Below are 13,649 nucleotides of genomic sequence, written 5' to 3'. Positions count from 1 at the left end.
TGGCCCTCGCGCCTGCGCCAAAACAAAAATGCCACCCCCACGACCGCAGGGATGGCACTCCACAAATTCAAACCCGAAGAACCTACTGGTTAAAGGGCACCGAGGCCTTCAGCACTTCGCCCGAATTGTTGAACTCGACCTCGAAGTCCACCGTGATCTTGTTGTTCACCAGCAAAATCCGCGAACCGATGCGCACGTCGCTGCCGCCCTGGTCCTTCTGGCGTTCGCGCAGATCGAAGCTGATCCGGCCGCCGTTTTCTGTTCCGATGGCGATGCCGGTGAAACCGGCATTCGAGCTCATCGCTGCTTCATACTGCTTGGCATTGTCGTTGTAGGCGATGGTGCCGCTGATCGACAGGTTCGCGTTCACCAGCGAACAACGTCCGGCATAATTGATGCGCAGCTGATTGCCCTTGGAAACGGTCAGGCGGCAACGGAACGGCTCGTTGCGATCTCCGCCAACCAGGGCGCCTTCACCACGCCAGTCCCCGACATAGGATGTCAGCAGATCGAGCTCTGCCTGGCCCCCCTGTGCGGGTACACTGACCATGGCCAAAGGGGCCAACAGCAGAGCCGCAATAATGCCAGTCCGCTTCTTCATCTACAAATTCCTCGCTATGATCCGAAACAATCATAATTTGTTATGTCTGCCAGCAGAAAGAAGCGGAAGCCAGTACAAATCTGCCCCACCTGACGCAGATGTTATGAATGCGCTATAAAGTTCGGGTTAGACCGGGGCAGCCGCTTCGGCTTTTCCGCCGCTTGATGACTGAACGCCCTAAAGATGGAATTGGTTCGCGTGAACACCACTGACACACCGATCGTTGATGCCAGAGATGTAACCTATTCGCTCGAAGTCGCCGGCAGGCCGCTCCACATTCTCAAAAAGGTTTCGCTGCGCGTTGCGCCGGCCGAGGTCGTCGCCATTGTCGGCCCGTCGGGCAGCGGCAAGACCTCGCTGCTGATGCTGCTGGCCGGGCTCGAACGCGCTACCTCCGGTCTCGTTTCGGTCAAGGGTCAGGACCTGTCCAAGCTCGGCGAAGACGAGCTGGCCCGCTTCCGCCGCAAGACGCTGGGCATCGTGTTCCAGAGCTTCCATCTCATTCCATCGCTGACCGCGCTCGACAATGTCGGGCTGGCGCTTGAAATCGCCAATCCTGAACTCTCGATGTCCCAGGTGCGCGAAAAGGCCGCTGCAGCACTTGAGGCTGTCGGCCTCGGCCAGCGCCTCGATCACCGCCCCTCCGCCATTTCCGGTGGCGAACAGCAGCGCGTCGGCCTCGCCCGCGCCATGGTCGCCAATCCGCCATTGCTGCTGGCCGACGAGCCGACCGGCAATCTCGATCAGACCACCGGCGCGCTCGTCGTCGAGCTGATGTTCGACCTGGCCCGCAAGCAGGGCACCGCCGTCGTGCTCATCACTCATGATCCCCATCTGGCGCAACGCGCCGACCGGGTCTTCACCATGACCTCGGGCGAACTCGTCGAAACGACGGTGGCGCGCTGATGCGCTCGCTTCTGGCCGCAGTCCGCATCGGGCTGCTCGACATGCGCGGCGACCTGCGCCGCTTCCTGTTGCTCGTGGTCTGCCTTGCCGTTGGCACCGCCCTGATCGCCGGCGTCAATTCGGTTGGCGCCAGCATTACCCGCGCCATTGATGACAGCGCCGCCGAACTGATGGGCGGCGATCTCGAACTGTCCCGTGCCGACCGCGTCGCCTCTGCCGACGAACTCGCCACCATGGCCCAGTTCGGCATTGTGTCGAGCGTAGTCGATACCAATTTGCGCGCCGAAACCATGACGGCCGACGCCTTTGTCGATCTCAGCGCCGTCGGCCCGACCTATCCACTACTGGGCCAGATCGTCAGTCCGCAAATGGCATCGGGCACCCCGCTCTATGAATTCCTCGCCGAACGCGACGGCCACCATGGCGCTCTGGTCGATCCACTGCTGCTCGACCAGCTCGGCATTTCTGTCGGCGACACCTTCTCGCTCGGCGGCACCACCTTTCAGGCGCGCGGCACGCTGTCCAAGCTCCCCGATAGCGCCGTGCGTGGTTTCCGCCTGGGCCTGACGACGCTCATCACCACCGATGGTTTTGCCACCGTCAGCGACCGCACCTCGCCGCTCCCCGGCCTGGGCAGCTGGTTCCGCTACAAGCTGCTGCTCAACGATCGCGACGCCGAAGCCGGCAAGACCGCGCTGGAGGACGTCTTTGCCGATACCGGCTGGACCGTCCGTTCGGCCCGCGATGGCCTCGGCCAGATGGTGCTCTATTACGACCTGTTCATGCGCTTCCTCGTCATCGTCGGCCTCGGCTCGCTGCTCATCGGCGGCGTCAGCGTCTGGACCGGCATGCAGGCCTATATCGCCGAACGCGCTGGCGTCATCGCCGTGCTGCGCAGCATGGGTGCCGACCGCTCGCGCGTCTTCATCCACTTCTTCTCCCAGGTCGCCATGCTCGCCGCCGTCGGCGTTGGCATCGGTCTGATCATAGGTGGTGGCGCGGCCTATTTCGTGCTGCCCTTCATCGGTCAGGCCGTCGGCATTGGCCTTGCGCCACAGCTGCATATCCAGCCCTTGCTGGTCGCCGCCGGCGCTGGCTTTGTCACCGCCTTTGCCTTCGCCTATCTGCCACTGCAACAGGCCCAGACCATTCGCCCGGTCCTGCTGTTCCGCTCCAAGGGCCTCTCGGCACCGCCCATCGACTGGCGCGGCCTGCTGTTGTCCTGGCAGGTGCTGCCGCTGATCGCCGCCGGCATCGCCTTTTTCGTTCTGGCCTATCTGATGACCGGCGACGTTCTGCTGGTCGCTGCATTTGGTCTGGCGAGTGCGCTGGCCGCCATCATTTTCCAGTTGTTCATCCACGCCATCCAGTTCGTGCTGCGCCGTCTGCCCGAACCCAACATCCGCATCCTGCGCCACGCCCTGCGCGCCATTTCAGGCTCCGGCCAGAACGCCGCATCGGTCGTCGTCTCGGCCGGCATGGCGCTGGCCATGCTCATCGTCGTTCTGGTGCTACAGGCAAATCTCCGTCAGGAATTTCTGGGCGCATCGGCCTTTGACGCCCCGACACTGGTGGCCTCCGACCTCTTCCCCGATGAAGTCGAAACGCTCGAAACCCGTCAGGGCAGCGACATCGCCAAGTTCGTCGCAACCCCCATGCTGCGCGGCGCCCTGACCGAAATCAACGGCGTCCCCTCCGCTCAGGTCCGCACCCGCGGCCCCGAAGCCACTTTCTTGCTGGCCGGCGAAGTCCCCCTCACCTATCGCAGCGTGCTGCCCGCCTCGTCGCGCGTCGTCGCCGGCGAATGGTGGCCACAGGATTATTCCGGCCCCGGCCTCGTCTCGCTGCACCAGAGCCTGCGTTCCGGCCTCGGCGTTGATCTCGGCGACACCCTGACCTTCACCGTCTTCGGCGATCCCATCACCGTCACCGTTGCCAGTTTCCGCGACTATTCCTGGCAGGGTGGCATCGACTTCCTCGCCACCTTCTCGCCCGGCGTGCTCGAAAGCTATCCGTCGACCCTGTTCGCGGCCGTCACCGCCGCACCGGGTCAGGAAGAAGCCGTACAGCGCGCCCTCGCCGCCGAGCTGCCCGACGTCCGCTTCATCGCCATCGGCGATACGCTCAAGCAAATCACCGATGCCCTGAGCCAACTGTCCTTTGCGGCAACCCTGGTCGGCGGCCTCGCCGTCGGCAATGGCCTGCTCGTCCTCATCGGCAGCCTGGCCACCGGTCGCCGTCAGCGCGAAGCCGATACGGTCATCACCAAGGTGCTCGGCGCCACCCGCTTTGAACTGCTCGCCTCCGCCTTCACGCAATATCTGATCCTCGCAGCGCTGGCCGCCATCCCTGCCGTCATTCTGGGTCTGGGCGTCGGCTGGCTGGTCAGCATGGTCATGCTCAATGTCGAGTTCACCTCCAACACCGATGCGCTCGGCGTGGTCCTGTTCTCCGCCATCGTCATCACCGCCCTCCTCGGCGCCTTCACCATCCTCCGCGCCGCCTCGGCGAGACCCGCAAGACTCCTCCGCGATCTGTAGGACGACCGCCTGCCGTTCAACCGTCATTGCCCGGCTTGTCCGGGCAATCCATCTCTCGGTTCCCGCAACAATGGATCATCCGGACAAGCCGGGTGATGACGCCACCAGCCCAAAACCCGCAACGACGCACCAAATCTCACGCCTGTGCGCAAATTTTCACACTTTCCCCGAATCGCCCGCGTCAGTGCTAACAGTCTGCTAGCGAATTCGTAGTGTGCGTGCCTCCCGAGCGATGGGATGTGACCCGCCGATCCGGAGACTTGATGAAGGTAGCAATCGACATGGGCGTGAGCGGCGGCACTGCGCCCGCGACTCTCGACCTCGAAGAGCTGCTGGCCACGCGCCTTCTGGTGCAGGGCAATTCCGGCTCCGGCAAATCCCATCTTCTGCGCCGCCTGCTTGAGCAATCTGCCCCTTGGGTGCAGCAGTGCATCGTCGACCCGGAAGGCGATTTCACAACGCTATCAGAGCGTTACGGCCACCTCGTGGTCGATGCGACACGCACCGAAGCCGAATTGACCCGCATCGCCGCCCGCGTCCGCCAGCACCGCGTCTCGGTCGTCCTCAACCTTGAGGGCCTCGACGTTGAGCAGCAGATGCGCGCCGCCGCCGCATTCCTCGGCGGCATGTTCGACGCCGACCGCGACTATTGGTACCCTGTCCTCGTCGTCGTCGATGAAGCCCAGCTCTTCGCCCCTGCCGCCGCCGGCGAAGTCGCCGACGAAGCCCGCAAACTCTCGCTCGCCGCCATGACCAACCTCATGTGCCGTGGCCGCAAACGCGGTCTGGCTGGCGTCATCGCCACCCAGCGCTTGGCGAAGCTCGCAAAAAACGTCGCCGCAGAAGCCTCCAACTTCTTGATGGGGCGTACTTTTCTCGACATCGACATGGCCCGCGCCGCCGACCTGCTCGGCATGGATCGACGCCAGGCCGAACAGTTCCGAGACCTCGCCCGTGGCCATTTCGTCGCCCTCGGCCCTGCCATTTCGCGCCGCCCGCTGCCCATCACCATCGGCGATGTCGAAACCTCCGCCCGCTCCACCAGCCCCAAGCTGACGCCGCTCCCCGAAGCGCCGATGGATGCGGCCGATCTGATTTTCACCGGCACCGCCGAAGAAGCCGCGCGCCCCATCGTCCGCCGCCCCGCGCCGCCGCCACCGCCTTCCACCAATGAACTGTTGGCCCAGGTCACCCGCGCCCGTCCGCAGGCCGAAGAAGCCCCACAGAGTCTCTTCCCCGAGATTGACGAAGCAGAGCGCGACAAGCAGATCGACGACATCATGGCCGAGCTGCTGGGCGATCCAGACGCCAGCTTCCGCACCGTCGCCGTGCTCTATCAGGACTTTCTGGTGCGCTGCCGCATCCGGCGCGTTCCCGGCGAACCACCAGCTTTGCCCGCCTTCAAGCGCAAGCTGGCCGTCGCTCGCGTCGCGCCTGATACCGCCACCGCAAGCTCAGACGGCTGGCAGCAGGCGTTGACCCTGTCAGAAACGCTGACCGACGACGTTCAGGGCGTTTTCCTCGTGCTGGCGCAAGCCGCCCTCACCGGCGCCCCCTGCCCCTCCGACGCAACGCTCGCCCGCCTCTACGGCACCCATTCCGCCAGCCGCGCCCGGCGCCTGCTGACCTGGTTCGAAGAACGTGGCCTGCTGGTCGTGCGCCTCGACTTCCGCAACAACCGCGTCGTGGCCTTCCCCGACCTCAACGCCGAGACCGCAGCCGGAGACCCCAACGGCCCGGATATGCTGGCCGAAGAACGCGGCGCCGCGGAGTGATCCTGCCACGCCCTCGTGGTTCGAGGGTCGCTGCGCTCCCACCTCACCATGAGGCTGCTGCGGATTCGATATATCAACAGCCCTCATGGTGAGGTGCTTTGCTCTTGCAAAGCCTCGAACCACGAGGGCGTGCCCCGCATCTACCCGACAAACTCCGCTTTGAAGCTATACCGCCCAATAGCCCCCGGCCCCAATATCTCGCTATAGGGCCGCTCGGCCAGATCATCGCTGCCATCCACTTCTGCCGCCGTTCCATGCCACGGCTCAAGGCAAACAAACGGCGCACCGGCCTTGGACCAGATCGCAAGATTGGGCAGGTTCTCCCAGGTAAAATGCACCGCCTTGCGCCCCGCTGCATAGCGTAGCCCGGCCCCCGCCCCTTCGGGAAACAACATCGCATCGGCCGCGAACAGACCATGATCCAGCGTCAACTTCCCGCCCGAAAACGGCGAAGGCAGCGTGTCACTCAGCAACAACCCACCCGACAGGCGAGCCAGCTCAGGCTCAGCCGCATTATCAAGCACAATCGTGTGTTCCAGCTCCGCACTGCCCGGCAGCGGCCAGACAAATGCCGGATGAAAGCCGATCCCGAACGGCATGGGACGGTGATCGACATTGGTCACCTCCGCCGTCACCACCACCGCGCGCCCCACCACGCGATGCTCCAGCGTCAGCAGGAATTCGAACGGAAAGATCAAATGGCTGGCCTGCCCGGACTTGAGCTGGTAGCGGCAGAAATCAGGCCCACTGGCCACCAGCTCGAATTCGCTCCGCCGCGCAAAGCCGTGCTGGCCCATCGGATAGCGAATACCCTCGATCGATACATGATCGCCTGGCGCTTTGCCGACAATCGGGAACAGCACCGGCGAGCGCCCCGCCCAAAAGGCCGGATCGCCATCCCACAGCCACGACGCGCCATCGCTGGTCACCGCCGACTGCATCTCCGATCCCAGCGACGAGACCTCCACGGTCAGGTGTTCATTGCCGATGCGGGTCAGGGTCATGCTGGCTCTCCGAGGTTGGGCTCTTGCTCTACCCTCGCTGATCCGCCATGAACCGGCAATGCTCTCGTCCATGCCACCCCTGCCGATCAATGATGCATTGCCCGCCCTGCAGGCGGCACTGGCGGCCGGGCCTTATGCCGTGCTGGTTGCACCGCCCGGCGCCGGCAAGACCACCCGCGTGCCCCTCGCGCTGCTCGACGCATCCTGGCGCGGCGATAGTCGCATCATCATGCTCGAACCCCGCCGCCTCGCCGCCCGCGCCGCCGCCGCGCAAATGGCGCGCCTGATCGGCGAGGATGTCGGCCAGACCATCGGCTATCGCGTTCGCATGGACAGCAAGGTCTCGGCCAGAACCCGCATCGAAATCGTCACCGAAGGCGTTTTCACCCGCATGGTGCTCGACGATCCAGAACTGACCGGCGTGGCCGCCGTCCTGTTCGACGAATTCCACGAACGCAGCCTCGATGGCGATCTGGGACTGGCCCTGACACTCGACGCCGCCGCCCTTCGTCCAGACCTGCGCGTGCTGGTCATGTCAGCCACCATCGACGGCGCCCGTGTCGCCCGATTGCTCGATGACGCCCCGGTCATCGAAAGCCTCGGCCGTGCCTTCCCGGTCCAAACCATCCATCGCGAGCCCGACCCGCTGCAGCGCCTCGACGATCAGGTCACCTCGGCCGTCCTTGCCGCGATGCGCGAACACGAAGGCTCGGCGCTGGTCTTCCTGCCCGGCCAAGGCGAAATCACCCGCGTCGCCGAACGCCTCGCCAGCCGCGTATCGCCCGATATCGATATCGCCCCGCTTTACGGCCAGCTCACCCCAGCCGAACAAGACCGCGCCATCCGTCCAGCCGAACCGGGCCGCCGCAAGATCGTGCTCGCCACCTCCATCGCCGAAACGTCTCTGACCATCGACGCCGTCCGCATCGTCATCGACAGCGGCTTCCGCCGTGTCCCGGTCTATGAACCCAATACGGGCCTGACGACGCTCGCCACCACCCGCGTTTCGCGCGCCGGGGCCGATCAACGCCGTGGCCGCGCCGGCCGCACCAGCTCAGGTGTTGCCATCCGTTTGTGGAACGAAGGCCAGACCGCAGCACTTGAAGCCTTCGATACCCCCGAAATCCTCGCCGCAGACCTGGCCGGTTTTGCGCTCGACCTCGCCTCCTGGGGCGTCACCGACCCAGCAGGGCTGCCGTTCCTTGATCCACCACCGGCCCCGGCCTGGGCCGAAGCCATTGCTCTCCTCAAATCCCTCGACGCACTCGACGCCACGGGCCGCCTCACTGCCGGCGGCAAGGCCCTCGCCAGGCTCCCACTGCATCCACGCCTTGCCTATATGGTCGTCGCCGCTGCCGCCGAAGACGACGTCCTGACCGCCGCCGAACTGGCCGTGTTAATCGGCGAACGCGGCCTCGGTGGCGACGGCACCGACCTCGCCCATCGCCTCGACCGCTTCCGCACCGAGCGCAGCAAACGCGCCGACGACGCCCGCCAGTTGGCGCGCCGCTGGGCCAAACTGGCCGGTGGCGGCACCGGCGGCAATCTGCCCGCAGGCCACCACCTCGCCCGCGCCTTTCCGGATCGCGTCGCGCAGGCCGCCGGTCTACGCGGCAAATTCCGCCTCGCCAACGGCCGTCAGGCCAGTCTCGAACAAACCGACGCGCTGGCCGCCGCGCCCTTCCTCGTCGTCACAGACATTACCGGCGCCGCCGCCATTAGCCGCATCCGCGCCGCAGCCACCCTCGATCGCGCCGATCTCGAAACGCTCTTTGCCCACCGCATCACCGACACCGAAACGCTGAGCTTTGATATCGCCTCCGGCAGCGTCCGTGCCCGTCGCAGCCGCCAGCTCGACGCGCTGCGCCTCTCCGACGATCCGGTCAGCGTCACCGACCTCCAGCAGGCCGCCACGATCCTCGCCCAGGCAGCCGCCCGCCGTGTCGATGCATTGCCCTGGAGCAAGGAGCAAAAGGCCCTCCGCGCCCGCGCCACCTATCTGCACCAGACCCTCGGTAGCGATTGGCCCGACCTGTCCGACACGGCGCTAGCCGAGGAGCCCGACTGGCTCACGCCGCACGTTCTAGGCGAAACCCGGCTCGGCGCCATAACCGCCGCCCATCTCGGCAACGCGCTCGATACGCTGCAGCCTTGGGCGCAACGTCAGGACATCGACAAGCTGCTACCCAGCCACTTCTCCGCGCCGTCCGGCAACCACCTGCCCATCGATTATGCAGCCGAAAACGGCCCGGCGCTCGAGGTGCGCGTGCAGGAACTGTTCGGCCTCGACCGCCATCCATCCGTTGCAGGCGGCAAGGTGCCACTCTTGCTGGTGCTACTCTCGCCGGCGCACCGCCCGATCCAGACCACCCGCGACCTGCCCGGCTTCTGGCGTGGCAGCTGGAAGGATGTCGCCAAGGATTTGAAAGGTCGCTACCCACGCCATTTCTGGCCCGATGATCCGGTGAATGCAGCCGCCACGGCGAGGGCCAAGCCGCGGGGAACCTGAGAAAGAGTACCCCCACCTAACTGAAATGGGGAGGAACCCCGTCAAGTTTGATGCTTGATCTTGCCCACCCACCCGCCAAACTCCTCCCCTATCATGGGGAGTTCGAACCGGCCGCAGGCAGAATCACGCCGGTGGCGTGATTTTAGGTGAGAAGGCCATGAGGCCTGTGGCCGAATGGCGGGATGGGGGTATCCCAACAAGAACGCCCCTTCGGCACATTAAAAAGCCCCGGATCACTCCGGGGCCCATAACTCACTCAGCCGGCGTAAAGTTCAGCGCCACGCCATTGATGCAATAGCGCAGGCCGCTCGGAGGCGGACCATCGGGAAACACATGCCCCAAATGGCTGCCACAAGTCGCGCAATGGCACTCGGTACGCACCATGCCATAGCTGCGATCTTCGGTGTTCTCGACCGAACCGGGCACCGGGTTGTTAAAGCTCGGCCAGCCCGTGCCGCTTTCAAATTTCAGCGTTGATTCAAACAGCGGGCTGTCGCAACCGGCGCAGGAAAAAGCACCCTGCCGTGTTTCATGCAGCAGCGCGCATGAGCCCGGCCGCTCAGTGCCATGATTTCGCATCACCTGATACTGCTCAGGGGTCAGTTTGGCCCTCCACTCGGCGTCCGTGTGGGTCACCTTGAATGCATGGGTGTCCATGGTTTCGCTCCTTCGTCGCCCGTTTTGTGTTCGCACAATATAGGAACGCCCCACACCCATCCATAGGGCAGCGCTCATCACTAAGCGCTGAAACAGGCCGCAATAAAACAAAGGACTGAAGAAAACACAGCGTTCGCCTAAACCCATTTTTATCTTTGCCCGCCTATAAAGCGGGAAGCTGGGGGAGGGAATTCTGGCCGGATCGCTGTTCATAGCCCTGCTCAATCCAGGCATCAGCATTCTGTTGTCGGTAGCATTTTTGCTGCTTTGGCAGGGGCGACGTGGCCATTTTTATGTGCTGCTGGCCGGTGCGGGCCATCTGGCCACCGCCATTGGGTTTCTGATCCAGGACGTGATGCCGCCGCTGCCACTTGAGATGCAGCGCATCCCGTCAAATGCGTTTTTCCTGCTCGCCGCCGCCTTCCTCATGGGCTCGTTGATCCGCCACTATCGCCTCGATATTCCATGGCGCGGCTTTGCGATCATCTCCGCTTTCGGCATGGCAGCGCTGTGCTGGTTCCTGCTGGTTCAGCCGAGCCTCAACATGCGCATCATCTGCGTCAGCTTTGCCCTGTCTGCCATGGCACTTCTGGCGGTCTTGGAGCTGCGCAAGGTCAGGCAGTTGCACAAAATCGATCATGTGATCTTTTGGGCCTGTCTGCTGTCCGCCATCAATTTCCTACTGCGACCGACCGTCATCATCATGATCGATGGCGGATATAGCGATTATGTTGGCTTCCAGCAGTCGCTGTACTGGAGCACCGTCCAGTTCACCCAGGCGCTGATTTCGGTTGTCCTCGCATTGTCGCTGATGGTGGCAATTGCCATGCAACTGCTCGACAAACTGCAGTCCGAAGCCCGCACCGACACGCTTTCGGGTCTGCTGAACCGACGTGGCTTTGAAGAAGATGGCGAAACGAGCCTGGCCCGCAGTGTCGCCGCGGGCGCACCGGCGGCGCTGTTGCTCGCCGATCTCGATTTGTTCAAACAGATCAACGATCACTTTGGCCACGTTGCGGGCGACGCCGTCATCAGCCGTTTCGGCCAGATCGTGCAGCAGCACGCGCCCGACGGCGCTGTGCATGGCAGGATCGGCGGCGAAGAATTTGCCATCCTGCTACCAGAGACCACTGAGCGGCAGGCGCTGGTGCTGGCCGAAGCCTTGCGAACCCGGTTCGCCATGCCGGCCGCCGCGCCCCACACCACGGTCAGCATCGGCGTTGCCACGGCGACCAAGAGCGATGCCCTCGACACGCTGCTGCAACGCGCCGACAAGGCGCTCTACGACGCCAAGAACGCCGGCCGCAACAGCGTCCGCCTCTACGTCCCGCATCAGCCGAGTGATCTCGACGAAGCATTACTGATGCAGGGCGCGACCAAACTGGCCGCGGGCTAGGCCTGTGGCCAGAAGGTATAGACCTCATGGGAGCCCGTCGAACCACGAGGTCGTGGCACCATGGGTTAGCCCAACCTCATCCTTCGACAAGCTCAGGATGAGGTTTCAGTGGCACTGCGGCCAATCGAACGATGTCTTGACGTTTCTTTGCCGCCGCAGTCGGCTTCTTCAGCTCAGGACAAGTCGAAACCGGTGGCTCTTTAAGCGCCGAAGCGGAGCGTATATTGGTACGTGAGCACCTGAGCGCAGAAGAACGCCGGGTGCAGACCGTCATCAGCTGAAGAAAGAATGGTGGGAGTAACAAGGATTGAACTTGTGACCCTTCGCGTGTGAAGCGAATGCTCTCCCGCTGAGCTATACTCCCGTCGCCGAGGCGAAAGTCTTTAGAGAGATGGTGGGCGTAACAAGGATCGAACTTGTGACCCCCTCGATGTCAACGAGGTGCTCTCCCGCTGAGCTATACGCCCATCTCTCCGGGAAGGAAGGGCGCTAAACCCTTCCAGTGGCGCGGATAGACCATAAAACCCGGTGGGGGGTCAAGGGGCTTCGACATGCCCCGAAGCGACAAAATGCGTCGCTACAGCTTTTTGTGCGCCGCTTGTGGAAAACTCCCTCCCCGACGCCATCCCGCAAACAAAAATCCCCGCTTTCGCGGGGACGTTCTCAGCGTCGATGTCAGCCAATGCCCATCAGGCAGCCAGCAGACGCTCAACCTCGTTGACCAGATCCTTGAGGTGAAACGGCTTGCTCAGCACCGAAGCATCCTTTGGCGCGTCGCTATCGGGGTTCAGTGCAACGGCGGCAAAACCGGTGATGAACATCACCTTGAGGTCCGGATCGAGCTCGGTGGCGCGGCGCGCCAGCTCGATGCCGTCCATTTCGGGCATCACGATATCGCTGAGCAGCAGCGAAAACGGTTCTTCGCGCAGGCGCTCATAGGCGGAAAGGCCGTTATCGAACGAAACCACTTCATAACCCGCGTTCTTCAGCGCCCGCGTCAGGAACTGGCGCATATCATTGTCGTCTTCCGCGAGCAGAATTCGCTTCATCAAACCTCTCCGGCCATTCTGGCGTTGAGTCGAACTGTATAGGCGGATGTTTAAGCGAAGTTTGAACTTCTGCAACAGCAAGCCGAATTCCCTCGCAAAAACGCGACAATCTGGACAAGAGTGGCGCAAAAGACGACACTGAAACGCAAATCAGTATGGCGCCTTGAAATTCGGCGTTCTTTGGGGAGGCAGCGTGCGGTCCGACTATTGGGATCAGCCAGCATTTGAAACCATCCGGCCACGCCGGTTGGTTGCCCCGGTTGTGTTCAATTCCGCCCATTCCGGCCGTGTCTATCCAGAACGCTTTCTGGCCATGACGCGGCTCGATCATTTGTCGATCCGACAATCAGAAGACGCCTGGGTTGATGAGCTATTTGGCCGTGCGCCCCATCTCGGCGCCCCCATGCTGCGCGCCCACTTTCCGCGCGCCTATCTCGACGTCAATCGCGAGCCATGGGAACTCGATCCCACCATGTTCGTCGAGCCGCTGTCGGATCGGTTCAACACCACCTCACCACGCGTTGCGGCGGGGCTAGGCACGTTGGCGCGCGTGGTTGCCGAGAACAAGCCGATCTACAAGGATCGCCTGACGCTCGATGACGCCCGAATGCGCATCGAGGGCATTTATCACCCCTATCATGCAGCGCTGCAAAAACTGCTGAGCGAAGCCATCAGTGCCTTTGGTGTGGCACTGCTGATCGACTGCCACTCCATGCCGCGCATCACCCGCGCCGGCGACAAGCCATCACCCGACATCGTGCTGGGAGACCGCTACGGCACCACCTGCGCGCCGGGCCTGGTCGATCTGGTCGAAACCATTTTCGTCAGTGCGGGCCTCAAGGTCGCGCGCAACCGTCCCTATGCCGGGGGCTTTGCCACACGCAGCTATGGCCGCCCACAACATGGCGTGCATGCCCTGCAGATCGAAATCAGCCGCCACCTCTATATGAACGAGGTTACGCTGATCAAGCACGAGGGTTTTGAAGCGGTTCGTGCTCTGCTCGACCGGCTGATTTTTGCGCTGATCGGGCTCGATTTGATCTCATTGGCTGCTGGCAATGCGCCTGCTGAAAAGCTGGCGGCAGAATAGAAAAGTAAGAGCACCCCAACCAAAGACTCCTCTTCCCCACCAGCCCCAGCGTGGTTATGTAGGCCACTCTCAGTAGACCTCATGGTGAGCCTGTCGAACCACGAGGTCGTGGCACGGACCCC

10 protein-coding genes and 2 tRNA genes are annotated in these 13,649 nt (G+C 63.3%); 6 read left to right on the top strand and 6 right to left on the bottom strand.

Features of this window, described 5'->3' with window-relative positions; translation table 11 throughout:
- Window positions 1-82 precede the first annotated feature (82 nt).
- Window positions 83-601, bottom strand: coding sequence for a heme-binding beta-barrel domain-containing protein (locus ABIE28_RS00565; RefSeq protein WP_354059142.1), 519 nt, complete (start codon window positions 599-601; stop codon window positions 83-85).
- 198 nt (window positions 602-799) lie between these two features.
- Here ABIE28_RS00565 and ABIE28_RS00560 point away from each other — a divergent pair, with 198 nt between their 5' ends.
- The 3 genes from ABIE28_RS00560 to ABIE28_RS00550 all read left to right on the top strand — a co-directional run bounded on the left by ABIE28_RS00560 (window position 800) and on the right by ABIE28_RS00550 (window position 5,822).
- Entirely contained in the window at window positions 800-1,507 is a 708-nt protein-coding gene (locus ABIE28_RS00560; protein WP_354059140.1) for an ABC transporter ATP-binding protein, read from the top strand.
- On the top strand, window positions 1,507-4,047 hold the full coding sequence (locus tag ABIE28_RS00555; protein WP_354059139.1) for an ABC transporter permease: 2,541 nt from the start codon (window positions 1,507-1,509) through the stop codon (window positions 4,045-4,047). Before ABIE28_RS00560 ends, ABIE28_RS00555 begins: the two co-directional genes overlap by 1 nt.
- A 263-nt stretch (window positions 4,048-4,310) precedes the next feature.
- Window positions 4,311-5,822, top strand: coding sequence for a helicase HerA domain-containing protein (locus tag ABIE28_RS00550; protein ID WP_354059137.1), 1,512 nt, complete (start codon window positions 4,311-4,313; stop codon window positions 5,820-5,822).
- 140 nt (window positions 5,823-5,962) lie between these two features.
- On the opposite strand, the gene ABIE28_RS00545 is transcribed toward ABIE28_RS00550, so the two are convergent.
- Window positions 5,963-6,826 carry an aldose 1-epimerase family protein gene (locus ABIE28_RS00545; protein WP_354059135.1) on the bottom strand — a complete coding sequence of 288 codons (864 nt, stop codon included), beginning with the start codon at window positions 6,824-6,826 and terminating at the stop codon, window positions 5,963-5,965.
- Between the two features lie 58 nt (window positions 6,827-6,884).
- Here ABIE28_RS00545 and hrpB point away from each other — a divergent pair, with 58 nt between their 5' ends.
- Window positions 6,885-9,335, top strand: coding sequence for an ATP-dependent helicase HrpB (hrpB, locus tag ABIE28_RS00540; protein ID WP_354066369.1), 2,451 nt, complete (start codon window positions 6,885-6,887; stop codon window positions 9,333-9,335).
- A gap of 252 nt (window positions 9,336-9,587) precedes the next feature.
- Here hrpB and msrB read toward each other — a convergent pair whose 3' ends face one another.
- On the bottom strand, window positions 9,588-9,992 hold the full coding sequence (gene msrB / locus ABIE28_RS00535) for a peptide-methionine (R)-S-oxide reductase MsrB (RefSeq protein ID WP_354066368.1): 405 nt from the start codon (window positions 9,990-9,992) through the stop codon (window positions 9,588-9,590).
- Between the two features lie 244 nt (window positions 9,993-10,236).
- Here msrB and ABIE28_RS00530 point away from each other — a divergent pair, with 244 nt between their 5' ends.
- The gene (locus ABIE28_RS00530) at window positions 10,237-11,388 is read left to right on the top strand and encodes a GGDEF domain-containing protein (RefSeq protein ID WP_354059134.1); all 1,152 of its coding nucleotides are present in this window, start codon (window positions 10,237-10,239) and stop codon (window positions 11,386-11,388) included.
- Between the two features lie 289 nt (window positions 11,389-11,677).
- Here the strand turns inward: ABIE28_RS00530 and ABIE28_RS00525 are convergent.
- The 3 genes from ABIE28_RS00525 to cpdR all read right to left on the bottom strand — a co-directional run bounded on the left by ABIE28_RS00525 (window position 11,678) and on the right by cpdR (window position 12,437).
- Window positions 11,678-11,752: transfer RNA gene (locus ABIE28_RS00525), tRNA-Val, on the bottom strand.
- Between the two features lie 28 nt (window positions 11,753-11,780).
- Window positions 11,781-11,855 (bottom strand) — tRNA-Val (locus ABIE28_RS00520).
- A gap of 222 nt (window positions 11,856-12,077) precedes the next feature.
- Window positions 12,078-12,437, bottom strand: coding sequence for a cell cycle two-component system response regulator CpdR (gene cpdR / locus ABIE28_RS00515; protein ID WP_046105558.1), 360 nt, complete (start codon window positions 12,435-12,437; stop codon window positions 12,078-12,080).
- 193 nt (window positions 12,438-12,630) lie between these two features.
- Here cpdR and ABIE28_RS00510 point away from each other — a divergent pair, with 193 nt between their 5' ends.
- Window positions 12,631-13,527, top strand: a complete 897-nt coding sequence (locus ABIE28_RS00510; protein WP_354059131.1) for an N-formylglutamate amidohydrolase — start codon at window positions 12,631-12,633, stop codon at window positions 13,525-13,527.
- Window positions 13,528-13,649: the final 122 nt, after the last annotated feature.

It is taken from the genome of Devosia sp. 2618, assembly GCF_040546815.1.
Classification (GTDB): domain Bacteria; phylum Pseudomonadota; class Alphaproteobacteria; order Rhizobiales; family Devosiaceae; genus Devosia.
Note: the sequence above shows the minus strand (reverse complement) of the source record. Positions and strands in the feature narration are given on the sequence as shown.

Coding starts and splice junctions, on each gene's coding strand:
- msrB (WP_354066368.1), bottom strand. CDS start 9,992: ATGGACACCCATGCATTCAAGGTGACCCACACGGACGCCGAGTGGAGG.
- ABIE28_RS00555 (WP_354059139.1), top strand. CDS start 1,507: ATGCGCTCGCTTCTGGCCGCAGTCCGCATCGGGCTGCTCGACATGCGC.
- cpdR (WP_046105558.1), bottom strand. CDS start 12,437: ATGAAGCGAATTCTGCTCGCGGAAGACGACAATGATATGCGCCAGTTC.
- ABIE28_RS00550 (WP_354059137.1), top strand. CDS start 4,311: ATGAAGGTAGCAATCGACATGGGCGTGAGCGGCGGCACTGCGCCCGCG.
- ABIE28_RS00565 (WP_354059142.1), bottom strand. CDS start 601: ATGAAGAAGCGGACTGGCATTATTGCGGCTCTGCTGTTGGCCCCTTTG.
- hrpB (WP_354066369.1), top strand. CDS start 6,885: ATGCTCTCGTCCATGCCACCCCTGCCGATCAATGATGCATTGCCCGCC.
- ABIE28_RS00545 (WP_354059135.1), bottom strand. CDS start 6,826: ATGACCCTGACCCGCATCGGCAATGAACACCTGACCGTGGAGGTCTCG.